At 63.0% G+C, this 16,586-nt stretch carries 14 protein-coding genes; all 14 read left to right on the plus strand.

Annotation, left to right across the window (positions count from 1 at the left end):
- Nucleotides 1-174 precede the first annotated feature (174 nt).
- The 14 genes from QMX97_RS13880 to QMX97_RS13945 all read left to right on the plus strand — a co-directional run bounded on the left by QMX97_RS13880 (nucleotide 175) and on the right by QMX97_RS13945 (nucleotide 16,496).
- Nucleotides 175-939 carry a class I SAM-dependent methyltransferase gene (locus tag QMX97_RS13880; protein WP_106803177.1) on the plus strand — a complete coding sequence of 255 codons (765 nt, stop codon included), beginning with the start codon at nucleotides 175-177 and terminating at the stop codon, nucleotides 937-939.
- A 53-nt stretch (nucleotides 940-992) separates the two neighbouring features.
- On the plus strand, nucleotides 993-2,075 hold the full coding sequence (leuB, locus tag QMX97_RS13885; protein ID WP_065904535.1) for a 3-isopropylmalate dehydrogenase: 1,083 nt from the start codon (nucleotides 993-995) through the stop codon (nucleotides 2,073-2,075).
- 64 nt (nucleotides 2,076-2,139) lie between these two features.
- Entirely contained in the window at nucleotides 2,140-3,252 is a 1,113-nt protein-coding gene (asd, locus tag QMX97_RS13890) for an aspartate-semialdehyde dehydrogenase (RefSeq protein ID WP_005789767.1), read from the plus strand.
- Nucleotides 3,253-3,503: 251 nt separating this feature from the next.
- Nucleotides 3,504-4,508 (plus strand): aspartate-semialdehyde dehydrogenase, encoded by a 1,005-nt coding sequence (locus QMX97_RS13895; RefSeq protein ID WP_282397090.1) that lies wholly within the window; start codon nucleotides 3,504-3,506, stop codon nucleotides 4,506-4,508.
- A 161-nt stretch (nucleotides 4,509-4,669) separates the two neighbouring features.
- Nucleotides 4,670-7,231 (plus strand): FimV/HubP family polar landmark protein, encoded by a 2,562-nt coding sequence (locus tag QMX97_RS13900; protein WP_282397091.1) that lies wholly within the window; start codon nucleotides 4,670-4,672, stop codon nucleotides 7,229-7,231.
- A 214-nt stretch (nucleotides 7,232-7,445) separates the two neighbouring features.
- Nucleotides 7,446-8,270, plus strand: a complete 825-nt coding sequence (gene truA, locus QMX97_RS13905) for a tRNA pseudouridine(38-40) synthase TruA (RefSeq protein ID WP_106803181.1) — start codon at nucleotides 7,446-7,448, stop codon at nucleotides 8,268-8,270.
- Nucleotides 8,271-8,334: 64 nt separating this feature from the next.
- Complete coding sequence (locus QMX97_RS13910; protein WP_065904545.1) at nucleotides 8,335-8,967, plus strand: phosphoribosylanthranilate isomerase; 633 nt, start codon at nucleotides 8,335-8,337, stop codon at nucleotides 8,965-8,967.
- A 244-nt stretch (nucleotides 8,968-9,211) separates the two neighbouring features.
- Complete coding sequence (gene accD, locus QMX97_RS13915) at nucleotides 9,212-10,132, plus strand: acetyl-CoA carboxylase, carboxyltransferase subunit beta (protein ID WP_025856447.1); 921 nt, start codon at nucleotides 9,212-9,214, stop codon at nucleotides 10,130-10,132.
- The gene (gene folC / locus QMX97_RS13920) at nucleotides 10,129-11,436 is read left to right on the plus strand and encodes a bifunctional tetrahydrofolate synthase/dihydrofolate synthase (RefSeq protein WP_282397092.1); all 1,308 of its coding nucleotides are present in this window, start codon (nucleotides 10,129-10,131) and stop codon (nucleotides 11,434-11,436) included. The genes accD and folC overlap by 4 nt, the downstream gene beginning before the upstream one ends.
- Entirely contained in the window at nucleotides 11,420-12,082 is a 663-nt protein-coding gene (locus QMX97_RS13925) for an SPOR domain-containing protein (RefSeq protein ID WP_106803184.1), read from the plus strand. The genes folC and QMX97_RS13925 overlap by 17 nt, the downstream gene beginning before the upstream one ends.
- Nucleotides 12,083-12,338: 256 nt before the next feature.
- Nucleotides 12,339-12,896, plus strand: a complete 558-nt coding sequence (locus QMX97_RS13930; protein WP_003192538.1) for a CvpA family protein — start codon at nucleotides 12,339-12,341, stop codon at nucleotides 12,894-12,896.
- Between the two features lie 41 nt (nucleotides 12,897-12,937).
- A complete protein-coding gene (purF, locus tag QMX97_RS13935) occupies nucleotides 12,938-14,443 on the plus strand; it encodes an amidophosphoribosyltransferase (RefSeq protein WP_065904549.1) in 1,506 nt (501 codons plus the stop codon).
- Nucleotides 14,444-14,508: 65 nt separating this feature from the next.
- Complete coding sequence (locus QMX97_RS13940; protein ID WP_282397093.1) at nucleotides 14,509-15,720, plus strand: O-succinylhomoserine sulfhydrylase; 1,212 nt, start codon at nucleotides 14,509-14,511, stop codon at nucleotides 15,718-15,720.
- Between the two features lie 11 nt (nucleotides 15,721-15,731).
- A complete protein-coding gene (locus tag QMX97_RS13945) occupies nucleotides 15,732-16,496 on the plus strand; it encodes an SDR family oxidoreductase (RefSeq protein ID WP_065904573.1) in 765 nt (254 codons plus the stop codon).
- Nucleotides 16,497-16,586 lie beyond the last annotated feature (90 nt).

The raw sequence follows: 16,586 nt of genomic DNA on the forward strand, positions 1-16,586 counted from the left end.
CCAGCCTTGGTTGTTTCGTGATGCGAAATTCTATGTAGGCGGCACTGGCCCCGTCGCGAGCAAGCCCGCTCCCACATTCGACCGAGTTCCTTGAGTTGAAATGCGATCAAATGTGGGAGCGGGCTTGCTCGCGAAAGGGCCTGTACGAACAACACAAAAGCCAGGAACATCACCATGACCAACACCGCCCACACCCAAGTCGTGCAAAAACAATTCGGCGAGCAAGCCTCGGCCTACCTGAGCAGTGCCGTGCACGCCCAGGGCACCGAGTTCGCGCTGCTCCAGGCCGAGCTGGCCGGGCAGGGCAGTGCACGACTGCTGGACCTGGGCTGCGGCGCCGGGCATGTGAGTTTCCAGGTGGCACCACTGGTCAAGGAAGTCGTGGCCTACGACCTGTCCCAGCAGATGCTCGACGTGGTGGCCGGCGCCGCCAAGGACCGTGGCCTGGGCAATATCCGCACTGTCCACGGTGCCGCCGAACGCCTGCCGTTTGCCGACGGCGAGTTTGACTTTGTGTTCAGCCGCTACTCGGCCCATCACTGGAGCGACCTCGGCCTGGCCCTGCGTGAAGTGCGCCGGGTGCTCAAGCCGGGTGGCGTGGCGGCGTTCGTCGATGTGTTGTCACCGGGCAGCCCACTGTTGGACACTTACCTGCAAACCGTCGAGGTGCTGCGCGACACCAGCCACGTGCGTGATTACTCCGCCGCCGAATGGCTGCGCCAGCTCAGCGAAGCCGGCCTGCGTGTGCGCACCAGCAGCCGCCAGCGCCTGCGCCTGGAATACACCTCGTGGGTCGAACGCATGCGTACGCCGCAGGCGCTGCGCGCCGCGATCCTTGAGCTGCAGCAGGCGATGGGCCAGGAAGTGCGCGATTATTACGAGATTCAAGCCGACGGCACCTTCAGCACCGACGTGCTGGTGGTCTTCGCCGAGCGCTGATTAACTTTTTCCGACCTGCCCACGGGCAGGTCGCTTGATGAAATGAGGAACGCATGAGCAAGCAGATTCTGATTCTCCCTGGCGACGGTATTGGTCCGGAAATCATGGCCGAAGCGGTCAAAGTCCTGGAACTCGCCAACAGCAAGTACAGCCTGGGCTTCGAATTGAGCCACGACGTGATTGGCGGCGCCGCCATCGACAAGCATGGCGTGCCGCTGGCTGACGAAACCCTGGACCGCGCCCGCGCGGCTGACGCCGTGCTGCTCGGCGCCGTGGGTGGCCCGAAGTGGGACAAGATCGAGCGTGACATCCGTCCTGAGCGCGGCCTGCTGAAAATCCGTGCGCAACTGGGCCTGTTCGGCAACCTGCGCCCGGCGATCCTCTACCCGCAACTGGCCGATGCCTCGAGCCTCAAGCCGGAAGTGGTCGCGGGCCTGGATATCCTGATCGTGCGCGAACTGACCGGCGGTATCTATTTCGGCTCGCCACGCGGCGTGCGCGAGTTGGAAAATGGTGAGCGCCAGGCCTACGACACCCTGCCGTACAGCGAGAGCGAAATCCGCCGGATCGCCCGTGTCGGCTTCGACATGGCCCGCGTGCGTGGCAAGAAAGTCTGCTCGGTGGACAAGGCCAACGTGCTGGCGTCCAGCCAGCTGTGGCGTGAAATCGTCGAAGAAGTCGCCAAGGACTACCCGGACGTCGAGCTGAGCCACATGTACGTCGATAACGCCGCCATGCAACTGGTGCGTGCGCCGAAGCAGTTCGACGTGATTGTCACCGACAACCTGTTCGGCGACATCCTGTCCGACCAGGCGTCGATGCTCACCGGCTCCATCGGCATGCTGCCGTCGGCGTCCCTGGACACCAACAACAAGGGCATGTACGAGCCTTGCCATGGTTCGGCGCCGGACATCGCGGGGCAGGGCATTGCCAACCCGCTGGCGACCATCCTGTCGGTGTCGATGATGCTGCGCTACAGCTTCAACCTGGGCGAAGCGGCGGATGCAATCGAGAAGGCCGTGAGCCTGGTGCTGGATCAAGGTTTGCGTACCGGCGACATCTGGTCGCAGGGTTGCACCAAGGTCGGCACACAAGAAATGGGCGACGCAGTAGTCGCCGCGCTGCGGAATCTGTAATCTCTCGGGCCCGCTTGCAGTTGTTGCTGCAAGGCGGCCCACTTTTTAACAAGGTGTAGTTGCGATGAAACGTGTAGGTCTGATCGGTTGGCGCGGTATGGTCGGTTCCGTGCTCATGCAGCGGATGCTGGAAGAGCAGGATTTCGATCTTATTGAGCCGGTGTTTTTCACCACTTCGAATGTCGGTGGCCAAGGGCCGTCCGTGGGCAAGGATATTGCCCCGCTCAAGGACGCCTACAGCATTGAAGAGCTGAAAACCCTCGACGTGATTCTGACCTGCCAGGGTGGCGACTACACCAGCGAAGTCTTCCCCAAGCTGCGTGAAGCCGGCTGGCAGGGCTACTGGATCGACGCCGCCTCGAGCCTGCGCATGCAGGACGACGCGGTGATCATCCTCGACCCGGTCAACCGCAAGGTCATCGACCAGCAGCTGGATGCCGGCACCAAGAACTACGTCGGCGGCAACTGCACCGTCAGCCTGATGCTGATGGGCCTGGGCGGCTTGTTCGAAGCCGGCCTGGTCGAGTGGATGAGCGCGATGACGTATCAGGCGGCCTCCGGTGCCGGCGCGCAGAACATGCGTGAGCTGATCAAGCAGATGGGCGCGACCCACGCGGCCGTCGCCGATCAACTGGCCGACCCGGCCAGCGCGATCCTCGACATTGACCGCCGTGTGGCCGAAGCCATGCGCAGCGATGCCTACCCGACCGAGAACTTCGGCGTACCGCTGGCCGGCAGCCTGATCCCGTGGATCGACAAGGAACTGCCGAACGGCCAGAGCCGTGAAGAATGGAAGGCCCAGGCCGAAACCAACAAGATCCTCGGGCGCTTCAAGAACCCGATCCCGGTGGACGGCATCTGCGTGCGCATCGGCGCCATGCGCTGCCACAGCCAGGCGCTGACCATCAAGCTGAACAAAGACGTGCCGATCGCCGATATCGAAGGGCTGATCAGCCAGCACAACCCGTGGGTCAAGCTGGTGCCGAACAACCGCGATATCAGCATGCAGGAGCTGAGCCCGACCAAGGTCACCGGCACCCTGAATGTACCGGTGGGCCGTCTGCGCAAGTTGAACATGGGCAGCCAGTTCCTCGGCGCATTCACCGTGGGCGACCAGCTGCTGTGGGGCGCGGCGGAGCCGCTGCGTCGCATGCTGCGGATTCTGCTGGAGCGTTGATCGCTTCCTTGCATTGAAAAACCCCGTGACCTGGTGACAGGTGCGGGGTTTTTTATTGCCCTGGAGGGCCTCATCGCAGGCAAGCCAGCTCCCACATTTGATCGCATTTCAACTGAAGAAACTCGGTCGAATGTGGGAGCGGGCTTGCCCGCGAAGAGGCCATCAGCCATCCCCCAAAAACCCAGGCTAATTGCCTCACCCCCAGCCACCCGGTAAAGTGCCGCTCCCCCCGCAATGCCCGAGGCAGCCCCATGACCCAGACCTTTGAAATCGCCGTGATCGGCGCCACCGGCACCGTTGGTGAAACCCTGGTGCAGATCCTCGAAGAACTGGATTTTCCGGTGGGCACCCTGTATCTGCTGGCGGGCAGCAACTCCGCCGGGGCATCGGTGCCGTTTCGCGGCAAGAATGTGCGGGTCAAGGAAGTCGACGAGTTCGATTTCAGCAAGGCGCAATTGGCGTTCTTCGCGGCGGGGCCGGCAGTGACCCTGAGCTTCGCGCCGCGGGCCACGGCCGCCGGATGCTCGGTGATCGACCTGTCGGGCGCCTTGCCCGCAGAGCAGGCGCCCCACGTGGTGCCGGAGGCCAATGCTGAGGTGCTGAAGGGGCTGAAAAAGCCATTCCAGCTCGCCAGCCCCTCTGCCGCCAACCTGGCCGTGGTCCTGGCGCCATTGCGCGGCCTGCTGGATATCCAGCGGGTGAATGTCACCGCCTGCCTGGCAGTCTCCTCCCAGGGCCGTGAGGCCGTCAGCGAGCTGGCCCGGCAAACCGCCGAGCTGCTGAACGTGCGTCCGCTGGAGCCGCAGTTCTTTGATCGGCAGATGGCGTTCAACCTGCTGGCGCAAGTCGGCACGCCAGACGCCCAGGGCCACACCGCGCTGGAAAAACGCCTCGTCCACGAACTGCGCGCGGTGCTGGGCTTGCCTGCCCTGAAGATTTCCGCCACTTGCGTTCAAGCCCCGGTGTTTTTTGGCGATAGCCTGACAGTGTCGTTGCAATTGGGGGCGGCGGTGGATCTGGCTGCCGTCAATCGCGCGCTGGATGCAGCGCCCGGCATCGAGCTGGTCGAGGAGGGCGATTACCCCACCGCCGTGGGCGACGCGGTGGGCCAGGATGTGGTCTATGTGGGCCGAGTGCGCGCCGGTGTGGATGACCCGGCGGAACTAAATTTGTGGCTGGCGTCAGATAACGTACGCAAAGGCGCAGCGCTTAACGCCGTACAGCTGGCGCAGTTGTTGATAAAAGGCCTTGCGTAAAAGATACTTGGCGGCAATTTGTAGATTGATTCTAGCCAGGCGCTATGCTTGGCCCGAAGCGGAACAGAAGCGTGTCGGTGACCTATCGGCTCGCCATGCCTTATGGCAGCGGTTACCAACCTTCTCGCAGGCCGGGGAGTGTTCAAACAAAGGATGAGGCTATGGTTCAAGTTCGCAAACTGGTGTTAGCAATAGCGGCCGCCTCGGCGCTGTCCTCCGGTATGGCGCAGGCGCTGCAGCTGGGGGAGATGACCCTCAAGTCGAAGTTGAACCAGCCGTTGTCGGTGGAAATCGAATTGCTCGATGTCGGTGGCCTCACGGCGTCCGAGATCACCCCGAGCCTGGCTTCCGACCAGGCGTTTGTGGATGCCGGGGTTGACCGCCAGGCCTTTCTCAATGACCTGACCTTTACACCGGTGGTCAATCCCAACGGCCGCAGCGTGGTGCGTGTCACCTCCAGCAAGCCGTTGCCCGATTCCTACGTACGCTTCCTGCTGCAGGTGCAATGGCCCAACGGCCGCCTGATGCGCGACTACAGCGTGTTGCTTGACCCGGCAAAATTCGACCAGCCAGCGCCGACGGCAGCAGTCCCTGCACCGCGTGCGGGGACTGCAGCCAGCACCGCGCCTGCCGCGACCAAGCCTGCGCAACACACAACCACCTCCCGCGATACCTTGTGGGAAATTGCCGCGAAGAACCGCAACGGCGGTTCGGTACAGCAGACCATGCTGGCTATCCAGGCGCTCAACCCCGATGCGTTTATCGACGGCAATATCAACCGCCTGAAAACCGGCCAGGTCCTGCGCCTGCCCGACACGGTGCAAAGCACCGCACTCGCGCAACCACAGGCGATTGCCGAAGTCAGCGCACAGAACGCCGCCTGGCGTGAGGGGCGCCGTTCGGGCACGAATCAGGCGGCAGGCAAGCAACAGCTGGACGCCACCCGGCGTACCCAGGCCGGTAATGCACCGGCAAGCACCAACGCCAAGGACAACCTGAGCCTGGTCTCGGCCGAAGCCGCGCGCAAAGGCGGCAAGGGCAAGGCCGGCGACGGCCAGGCGCTGAGCGACAAGCTGGCGATGACCCAGGAACAACTCGACACCACTCGCCGCGACAACGAAGAGCTGAAAAGCCGTGCGGCCGACTTGCAGAGCCAGTTGGACAAGCTGCAAAAGCTGATTCAGCTGAAGAACGATCAACTCGCGCGCTTGCAGGCGGAGAAGGGTGATCCGAGCGCGCAGGCCACGGCGGCGCTGCCCGCGCAGTTGACCAGCGACCCGGCGGCCGCTTCAACGGCCCCTGCAGCCCCGGCCCCGGCCGCTGCCGCTACGCCAGCAGCGCCCGCACCCGAGCCGATCAAGCCGGAGGCTGCGCCCGCCACCACCGAAGGCAAATTCAATGACCTGCTGACCAACCCGATCGTCCTGGGGGTGATCGGCGGTGCGGCGGGCTTGCTGGTGCTGCTGCTCCTGCTGTTGTGGGCGCGTCATCGCAATGCGCGCCTGGAAGAGGAAAAGCACCTGCGCATGGCGCGGGCCCTGGCTGAAGAGCCGGCCTTCACCTCCAATATCGACCATGACCTGCCGCCCGACAGCTTCGAAGGCCTGGAAGTACCGCCGCCGAACGTCAAACTGGCGGCCGCCCCCGCGCCGGCCCCCGTGGTTGAACCGGCGGTGGTGGCGCCGACGGTTGCTTCGGTGCTCGCGCCGCTGGCCGTTGCCGTGGCCCCGGAAAACGCCAACGACGCATTGGTACAGGCGCAGTCGCATATAGACCGTGGCCATCTGAACCAGGCCGCTGACGTGTTGGAGCAAGCGATCAAGCACGAGCCCAAGCGCAGCGACCTGCGCTTGAAGCTGATGGAAGTCTACGGCCTGCAAAACGACAAGGATGGTTTTGTCACCCAGGAGCGCCAACTGGTCGCCAACGGTGAAAACCATGCCCAGGTCGAGCAGCTCAAGAGCCGCTTCCCGGCCATGGCGGTGCTGGCGGCAGGCGTCAGTGCCGCCGTCGCCGCGGCCGCGCTGGATGCCCAGTACGTCAAGGATTTGCTTGAAGACAAACCCGCGGCCCCTGAGCCAGAGGCGTTCGACACCGATTTCGACCTGAGCCTGGACGATCTCGAAGCGGCTTCGCCGGCCGAGGTCAAGGGTGATCAGCAGACGTTTGAATCGCTCCTGCAGCAGCAGACCGAAGCCAAGGCGAGCCCGGATGATCTGTCGGACTTCGACCTCGACCTGCAGTTGGATGCCCCGGTTTCGGCGCAGTCCGACGACGACTTCCTCTCCGGCCTTGAAGACCAGATGAAGGATGTGCCGGCAGTTGAGCCACCGACCCTGACGCCTGCGGCGCTGGATGACTTCGACCTGCCGGAAGATTTCGACCTGTCCCTGGCCGACGAACCGGAGGCCACCGCCAAGCCTGATGCCTTCGCCTCGGAGCTGGATGACGTCAACGCCGAGCTGGATCGCCTGTCGCAGAGCCTGGAACACCCCTCCATCGAGCCGTCCTTCACCGCTGAAGACGCGGCGCTGGGCGGAGATGAGCCGGAGTTCGACTTCCTCTCCGGCACTGACGAAGTCGCCACCAAGCTCGACCTGGCCCAAGCCTATATCGACATGGGCGACGCCGACGGTGCGCGGGATATCCTTTCCGAAGTGCTCACCGAAGGTGATGAAGTGCAGCGCGGCGAGGCCAAGGAAATGCTCGGCCGGCTGGCGTAACAGTCAATAGTTGATGCAGCGGCGACCTTCGGGTCGCCGTTTTGCTTTTGTCGGCGCTGGTTTGCCGGCGATACCCTTCGCTCGGTTTTACCGAAAGACCGGGTCGCTTGCATCGCAGGCAAGCCAGCTCCCGCACAAATCGGCATAATGGCGGCCTTTGCGCAACTCATCAGGCTCTCAGTTCTTGGCAAATATAGATAATCCGGTCGCCGAAATGGCGGCTGACGGCTTTTACCGCATCGCCCTGGGCGTGGAATACAAAGGTTCGCGCTATCGCGGCTGGCAGCGTCAGGCCTCGGGTGTGTTGACGGTGCAGGAAACCCTCGAGAATGCCCTGGCGAAAGTCGCCGACTCCCCCGTATCGCTGATGTGCGCCGGACGCACCGATGCTGGCGTGCATGCGTGCGGCCAGGTGGTGCACTTTGACACCCAGGCCGAGCGTTCGATGAAGGCGTGGGTGATGGGCGCCAATATCAATTTGCCGCATGACGTCAGCGTCAGCTGGGCCAAGGTCATGCCGGCGCACTTTCATGCGCGTTTCAAGGCGATTGCCCGGCGTTATCGCTACGTGATCTACAACGACCAGATCCGCCCGGCGCACCTCAACCAGGAAATTACCTGGAACCACCGCCCGCTGGACGCCGAGCGCATGGCCGAGGCCGCGCAGCACTTGGTCGGCGTGCATGATTTCAGCGCCTTTCGCGCGGGGCAGTGCCAGGCCAAGTCGCCGATCAAGGAAGTCCACCACCTGCGCGTGACCCGTCACGGCAAGATGATCGTGCTGGATATCCGTGCCGGGGCGTTCCTGCACCATATGGTACGAAATATTGCCGGTGTACTGATGACCATCGGTACCGGCGAGCGTCCGGTTGAATGGGCCAAGGAAGTGCTGGAAAGCCGCATACGCCGCACCGGCGGGGTGACGGCGCATCCGTTCGGCCTGTACCTGGTGCAAGTGGAGTACCGTGACGAGTTCGAGCTGCCGGAGCGTTTCATCGGGCCACACTTCCTCACAGGTTTCAGTGAACTTGGCGGCTGACGCCCGGAAAAGCTTTTGTTACCATCCGGGACTTTCTCGGTTCAACCCCTGAGGTTTCTACGATATGTCTGCCGTTCGCAGCAAGATTTGCGGGATTACCCGCATAGAAGACGCGCTGGCGGCAGTCGAGGCGGGGGCGGATGCCATCGGTTTCGTGTTTTATGCGCGCAGCCCGAGGGCGGTGAATGTGTTGCAGGCGCGGGCGATCATCAATGCCTTGCCGCCGTTCGTGACCACCGTGGGCCTGTTCGTCAATGCCAGCCGCTGCGAACTCAACGAAACCCTGGATGCCGTGCCGCTGGATATGCTGCAGTTTCACGGCGACGAAACCCCAGATGAGTGCGAAAGCTACCAGCGTCCGTATATCAAGGCGTTGCGGGTCAAGGCCGGTGACGATATCGCCCGTGCCTGCGCCGCCTATACCGGTGCACGCGGGATCCTCCTGGATACGTATGTCGAAGGCGTGCCCGGTGGCACCGGTGAGGCGTTCGACTGGTCGCTGATTCCTCCGGGGCTGAGCAAACCGATCATCCTGGCCGGGGGGCTCAACCCCGACAACGTCGGCGCGGCGATCGCGCAGGTGCGCCCGTATGCGGTGGACGTCAGCGGTGGGGTAGAGCAGGGCAAGGGCATCAAGGATCACAGCAAGATTCGCGCATTCATGCAGGCTGTGCGCAACAGCAGTGGCGGGATGTGACGGCTGGCAGTCTGCCGCCGTCCATAACTACCACTGTGTAAAACAGCCCGGCGCCGCCTGTGGGTGGCCCGGCAATGAAGTGGCAAGCCTGCGCTGGCAGGTTGTCTGGAAGGCTGAGGATGCAGGCGGGAGATGGCTGGTCGAACACCTGACCCCGTCCCACCTGTGTCATCGCCACATATGAATTTAGCTCAAGGGCATACGCGGGGCTGTGTTCAAGCCACCGGTACTGGAGAAAGAAAGCATGAGCAACTGGTTAGTAGACAAACTGATCCCTTCGATCATGCGTTCCGAGGTGAAGAAAAGCTCGGTTCCTGAAGGTCTGTGGCACAAGTGCCCATCCTGCGACGCGGTGTTGTACCGCCCCGAGCTGGAAAAGACCTTGGACGTTTGCCCCAAGTGCAATCACCACATGCGTATCGGCGCCCGCGCCCGCATCGATATCTTCCTCGACGCCGAAGGCCGTAACGAGCTGGGGGCGGACCTGGAGCCGGTTGACCGCCTGAAGTTTCGCGACGGCAAGAAGTACAAGGACCGCCTGACCGCTGCGCAAAAGCAGACCGGTGAGAAGGACGCACTGATTTCCGTCAGCGGCAAGCTGCTGGGCATGCCGGTTGTGGTGTCGGCGTTCGAGTTTTCCTTCATGGGCGGTTCCATGGGGGCCATCGTCGGCGAGCGCTTTGTTCGCGCTGCCAACTACGCCCTGGAAAACCGTTGCCCGATGATCTGCTTCGCCGCCTCTGGTGGTGCGCGTATGCAGGAAGCCCTGATCTCCCTGATGCAAATGGCCAAGACCTCTGCGGTACTGGCGCGTCTGCGCGAGGAAGGCATTCCATTCATCTCCGTACTGACCGACCCGGTCTACGGCGGCGTTTCCGCCAGCCTGGCGATGCTTGGTGACGTGATCGTCGGTGAGCCAAAAGCCCTGATCGGCTTCGCCGGCCCGCGCGTAATCGAGCAGACCGTGCGCGAAAAACTGCCGGAAGGCTTCCAGCGCAGCGAGTTCCTGCTGGAGCATGGCGCCATCGACCTGATCATCCCGCGCGGCGAACTGCGTCCACGCCTGGGTAACCTGCTGGCACAAATGATGGGCCTGCCGACCCCTGTGTACGTCGCGCCTAAAGTCGAGCCAATCGTCGTCCCACCGGTGCCTGCAAACCTATGACCCAACGTACCCTCGGCGAATGGCTCGCCTACCTTGAGCAGTTGCATCCGTCCGCCATCGACATGGGCCTGGAGCGCTCGCAACAGGTAGCGGCCCGCCTTGGGTTGGGTCGGCCGGCGCCGCGAGTGATCACGGTGACCGGCACCAACGGCAAAGGCTCTACGTGTGCCTTTGTCGCGGCGCTGCTGCAGGCCCAAGGGCTGAAAGTCGGCGTCTACAACTCTCCGCACCTGCTGCGCTACAACGAGCGGGTGCAGCTCAATGGCGTCGAAGCCACGGATGAGCAACTCTGCGAAGCCTTTGCGGCACTTGATGCTGGCCGGGGCGACATCTCCCTGACTTACTTCGAAATGGGCACCCTGGCGGCGTTCTGGTTGTTCGAGCGCGCGCAACTCGATGTGGTAGTGCTGGAAGTTGGCCTGGGAGGGCGCCTGGACACGGTCAACGTGGTGGATGCCGACATGGCCCTGGTCACCAGCATTGGTGTGGACCATGCCGACTACCTGGGCAATACCCGTGAGTCGGTGGCTTATGAAAAGGCCGGGATCTTTCGCCAGGGCAAGCCTGCGCTGTGTGGGGACGTGGATCCGCCGTCTACCTTGCTCGACAAGGTCCGCGAGCTGGATTGCCCGTTCTTCCTGCGCGGTCGTGAATTCAATCTCGAAATCGGTGACCAGCACTGGCAGTGGCGCGGGCGTGATGCGCGTGGCCAGGTGGTGGAGCTGCATGACCTACCGCTGTTGAACCTGCCGATGGAAAATGCCGCGCTCGCGCTGCAAGCCTATCTGCTGCTGGATCTGCCGTGGGATGCCGCGCAGATTGCGGCGACGTTGCTGGCGACCCACGTAGTGGGGCGCCTGGATCGTCGTGAATTCGAATGGCAAGGCAAGCGCCTGAACCTGCTGCTGGATGTGGGGCATAACCCGCATGCGGCCGAGTACCTGGCGCAGCGCCTGTCACGCACGCCACCGGTCGGGCGTCGCCTGGCGGTCTTCGGGTTGTTGGCGGACAAGGACCTGGATGGCGTGGTTGCGCCGCTGCTGGCGAGCGTCCAGGCTTGGGCGGTCGCGCCGCTGGATACGCCGCGAAGCCGTCCTGCGGTTGAGTTGGAAAAGGCGTTGCAGAACCTTGGTGCGCCGGTGGCGTCGTATGCAAGCCTGACCGCAGCCCTTGAGGCGCAGTGTGCGGTGGCGACGGCCGAGGACGAAATTCTGTTGTTCGGATCATTTTATTGTGTTGCCGAGGCGCTTGAGTGGTTGGCCCGGCGCTCCACGGAGGAAGCTGCACATGGCATTACTGGATAGCGCATACAAGCAGCGAATGGTCGGAGCCCTGGTTCTGGTGGCATTGGCGGTGATCTTCCTGCCGATGCTGTTTTCCCGCCAGGACGAACAGCGCCAGGTGGTGGTGGAGGCGCCAGCCGCGCCGCAGGCACCGGCGGTGCCGCAGGTGCAGGTTGAGCCAGTGGTGGTGCCCGAGCCGCAGGCCCTGCCGGAAGAAGAGCCGGTGCCGACCGATGATGAAGTGGCCGCGCAACAGGCGCCGTCGATGCCCGTGCAGCCAAGCGTGCCGGTGGTCAAGCCGGCTCCGGCCGCGCCTGTCGCCGCAGCCAAGCCCGCAGCGCCGGCACCTGCGCCCAAGCCGGTCGCGCCGCAGCCTGCCGCACCGGGTAAGCCGGACGTGGGGCAGAGCCGTATCGACCCGAATGGCCTGCCGATCAGTTGGTCGATTCAAGTCGCCAGCCTGGGCAATCGCGACGGCGCCGATGCGCTGCAGAAAAAGCTGCGTAGCCAGGGGTATAACGCCTATATCCGCAGTGCCGACGGCAAGAACCGGGTGTTTATCGGGCCGCTGATCGAGCGTGCCGAGGCCGACCGTCTGCGCGACTTGCTGGATCGCCAGCAGAACTTGAAGGGGTTCGTCACCCGTTTCCAGCCTGAGCGCGGTTGATCACTGTCACTCTCTGGTTGGAATGCTGGCCAAATGTGGGAGCTGGCTTGCCGCGATGGCGGTGGTTGCAGTCGACAGCGATGTTGAATGCGCCGCCCTCATTGCAGGCAAGCCTGCTCCCACATTGGTTTTGGGGCTGGGTTGAAGTTGGACGGGGTCTCCAAACCATTGATTTGCAAAGCACCCGCAATCACAGCTTACCGACAGCCCGACGCTCTGCTAAAATGCGCCGCCTTATCCGTCCGTAGGCTCAAACGTGCCATTTACCTGGGTTGACTGGGCGATCGTTGCAATCGTCGCCATCTCCGCTTTGATCAGTCTAAGCCGCGGCTTCGTAAAAGAAGCACTGTCGTTGCTGACCTGGATCATCGCAGGAGTCGTAGCCTGGATGTTCGGCGGTTCATTGTCGGTTTACCTGGCCGGATACATCGAGACACCTTCGGCTCGCGTCATCGCGGGCTGCGCCATCATGTTCATCGCCACGCTGCTGGTGGGGGCAATGGTCAATTATCTTATTGGCGAGTTGATACGTGTCACCGGCCTCTCCGGGACCGATCGATTTCTCGGCATGGCCTTCGGCGCCGCGCGTGGCGCGTTGCTGGTGGTTGTGGCGGTCGGGCTGTTAAGCCTGGGGCCGGTACAGCAGGATTCGTGGTGGCAGGAGTCGGTACTCGTGCCAAAATTTCTATTGGTTGCAGATTGGTCCAAGAACCTCATATTGGGGTGGAGCAGTCAGTGGCTGGCCAGCGGAATCAGCGTACCCGCTGATCTTCCGTTCAAGGAACACCTCTTGCCGGCCAAAACGCCTCAGTAAGCTGTGTTCAGTCAAGATTCATTAAGTAGGGGTTGCGTCGCATGTGTGGCATCGTCGGTATCGTCGGTAAGTCGAACGTCAATCAGGCGCTGTATGACGCGCTAACCGTCCTCCAGCACCGCGGCCAGGACGCTGCCGGTATTGTGACCAGCCACGACGGCCGGTTATTCCTGCGCAAGGACAATGGCCTGGTGCGTGACGTGTTCCATCAGCGTCACATGCAGCGCCTCGTCGGGCACATGGGCATTGGCCATGTGCGTTACCCGACTGCCGGTAGCTCCACATCGGCCGAAGCTCAACCGTTTTACGTCAACTCGCCTTACGGCATTACCCTGGCGCACAACGGTAACCTGACCAACGTTGAACAGCTGGCCAAGGAGATTTACGAATCTGACCTGCGCCACGTCAACACCAGCTCCGACTCGGAAGTGCTGCTCAACGTATTCGCCCACGAGCTGGCCCAGCGCGGCAAGCTGCAGCCGACCGAAGAGGACGTGTTCGCCGCCGTGACCGACGTGCACAACCGTTGCGTCGGTGGTTACGCGGTGGTGGCGATGGTTACCGGCTACGGCATCGTCGGCTTCCGTGACCCGCACGGCATCCGTCCGATCGTGTTCGGCCAGCGTCACACCGACGAGGGCGTCGAGTACATGATCGCCTCCGAAAGCGTGTCCCTGGACGTGCTGGGCTTCACCCTGATCCGTGACCTGGCGCCGGGCGAAGCGGTGTACATCACCGAAGATGGCAAGCTGCACACCCGTCAGTGCGCCGTGGCGCCGAAACTCACCCCGTGCATCTTCGAACACGTCTACCTGGCGCGTCCGGATTCGATCATCGACGGCGTTTCGGTGTACAAGGCGCGCCTGCGCATGGGCGAGAAGCTGGCCGAGAAGATCCTGCGCGAGCGTCCTGAGCACGACATCGACGTGGTCATCCCGATCCCGGACACCAGCCGTACTGCTGCGCTGGAATTGGCCAACCACCTGGGCGTCAAGTTCCGCGAAGGCTTCGTGAAGAACCGCTACATCGGCCGTACCTTCATCATGCCGGGTCAGGCGGCGCGCAAGAAGTCGGTACGCCAGAAACTCAACGCCATCGAGCTGGAATTCCGCGGCAAGAACGTGATGCTGGTGGACGACTCCATCGTGCGTGGCACCACGTGCAAGCAGATCATCCAGATGGCCCGTGAAGCCGGCGCCAAGAACGTGTACTTCTGTTCCGCAGCGCCTGCCGTGCGCTACCCGAACGTCTACGGTATCGACATGCCGAGCGCCCACGAACTGATCGCTCACAACCGTACGACCCAGGACGTCGCCGACCTCATCGGCGCCGATTGGCTGATCTACCAGGACCTGCCGGACCTGATCGAAGCGGTCGGCGGTGGCAAGATCAAGATTGACCAGTTCGACTGCGCCGTGTTCGACGGCAAGTACGTGACCGGTGATGTCGACGAGGCCTACCTGAACAAGATCGAGCAGGCGCGCAACGACTCCTCGAAGATCAAGACCCAGGCGGTCAGCGCGATCATCGATCTGTACAACAACTGAGTAGACACCGGCCCTGAGGGGCCGGTTTTGTATCTTAAATAAAGAATTGAGTAAGGAGTCACAGCATGAGTCAGGAATGGGATGCCGGTCGGTTGGACAGCGACCTCGATGGCGTAGCTTTCGATACCCTGGCTGTGCGCGCTGGCCAGCACCGCACGCCGGAAGGCGAACACGGTGACCCGATGTTCTTCACTTCCAGCTACGTGTTCCGCACCGCCGCCGACGCCGCTGCGCGCTTCGCCGGTGAAGTGCCGGGCAACGTGTATTCGCGTTATACCAACCCGACCGTGCGTGCGTTCGAAGAGCGTATCGCGGCCCTGGAAGGCGCGGAGCAGGCCGTGGCTACCGCCACTGGCATGGCGGCGATCCTGGCGGTGGTGATGAGCCTGTGCAGCGCCGGCGACCATGTGCTGGTTTCGCGCAGCGTGTTCGGTTCGACCATCAGCCTGTTCGAGAAGTACTTCAAGCGCTTCGGCATCGAGGTGGACTACGTGCCCCTGGCGGATCTTTCCGGCTGGGACGCGGCAATCAAGGCCAACACCAAGTTGCTGTTCGTCGAATCGCCGTCCAACCCGCTGGCAGAGCTGGTGGACATCGCCGCGTTGTCCGAAGTGGCTCACGCCAAGGGCGCGATGCTGGTGGTCGACAACTGCTTCTGCACCCCGGCGTTGCAGCAGCCGCTGAAACTGGGCGCGGACGTCGTGGTGCACTCGGCAACCAAATTCATCGACGGCCAGGGCCGTTGCATGGGCGGTGTGGTGGCCGGTCGCAGCGAGCAGATGAAGGAAATCGTCGGGTTTTTGCGCACGGCTGGCCCGACCCTGAGCCCGTTCAACGCGTGGATTTTCCTCAAGGGTCTGGAAACCCTCAGCCTGCGAATGAAGGCCCACTGCACCAACGCCCAGGCCCTGGCCGAATGGCTGGAACAGCAGGACGGTATCGAGAAGGTGCATTACGCCGGTCTCAAGAGCCATCCGCAGCATGAGTTGGCCCAGCGCCAGCAGCGCGGCTTCGGTGCCGTGGTGAGTTTCGAGGTCAAGGGTGGCAAGGAGGGCGCATGGCGCTTTATCGACGCGACTCGACTGATCTCCATCACCGCCAACCTGGGTGACAGCAAGACCACCATCACCCACCCAAGCACCACCTCCCACGGCCGCCTGGCGCCGCAGGAGCGCGAAGCTGCCGGTATCCGCGACAGCCTGATCCGTATTGCGGTAGGCCTGGAAGATGTAGCCGACCTGCAAGCTGACCTGGCTCGCGGGCTGGCAGCCTTGTGATCGAGTGGTCCATGGAAGCTGCAGCGGCCAGTAACGGCCGCGTCGCATTGGTCACTGGGGCGGCCCGGGGCATTGGCCTCGGGATTGCTGCGTGGCTGATCAGTGAAGGCTGGCAGGTGGTATTGACGGACCTGGACCGCGAACGCGGTTCCAAGGTGTCCAAGGTGCTGGGCGACAACGCCTGGTTTATCACCATGGACGTGGCGGACGAGAAGCAGGTGGCCCAGGGTGTCGCCGAGGTGCTGGGGCAATTTGGTCGCCTGGATGCGTTGGTGTGCAACGCGGCAGTGGCCGACCCGCGCAATATCACCCTGGAAAGCCTCGACCTGGCTTACTGGAATCGTGTGCTGGCGGTGAACCTCAGTGGGCCGATGTTGCTGGCCAAGCACTGTGCGCCGTACCTGCGCGCCCATGGCGGGGCGATCGTCAACTTGGCGTCGACCCGGGCCCGTCAATCGGAGCCGGACACCGAGGCCTACGCGGCGAGCAAGGGCGGCTTGCTGGCGCTGACTCACGCATTGGCGATCAGCCTGGGTCCGGAGGTGCGGGTGAACGCCGTCAGCCCCGGCTGGATCGATGCGCGTGATCCTGCGGCGCGCCGTGCCGAGCCGTTGACGGACGCCGACCATGCCCAGCATCCGGCGGGCAGGGTGGGGACGGTGGAGGATGTGGCGGCGATGGTGGCGTGGCTGTTGTCGCGTCAGGCCGGGTTTGTCACCGGGCAGGAGTTCGTGGTCGACGGTGGCATGAGCAAGAAGATGATTTACAGCGAGTAGGCGGTCTTGAAGCCATTTTGTCTTTTTCAGAAAAACTTCAAGCAGGCTATTGACTTAGGTCCGCTACCTGCGTAAATTTCGCGGCCTCAA

It is taken from the genome of Pseudomonas sp. PS01298, assembly GCF_029959745.1.
Taxonomy (GTDB): domain Bacteria; phylum Pseudomonadota; class Gammaproteobacteria; order Pseudomonadales; family Pseudomonadaceae; genus Aquipseudomonas; species Aquipseudomonas aylmerensis.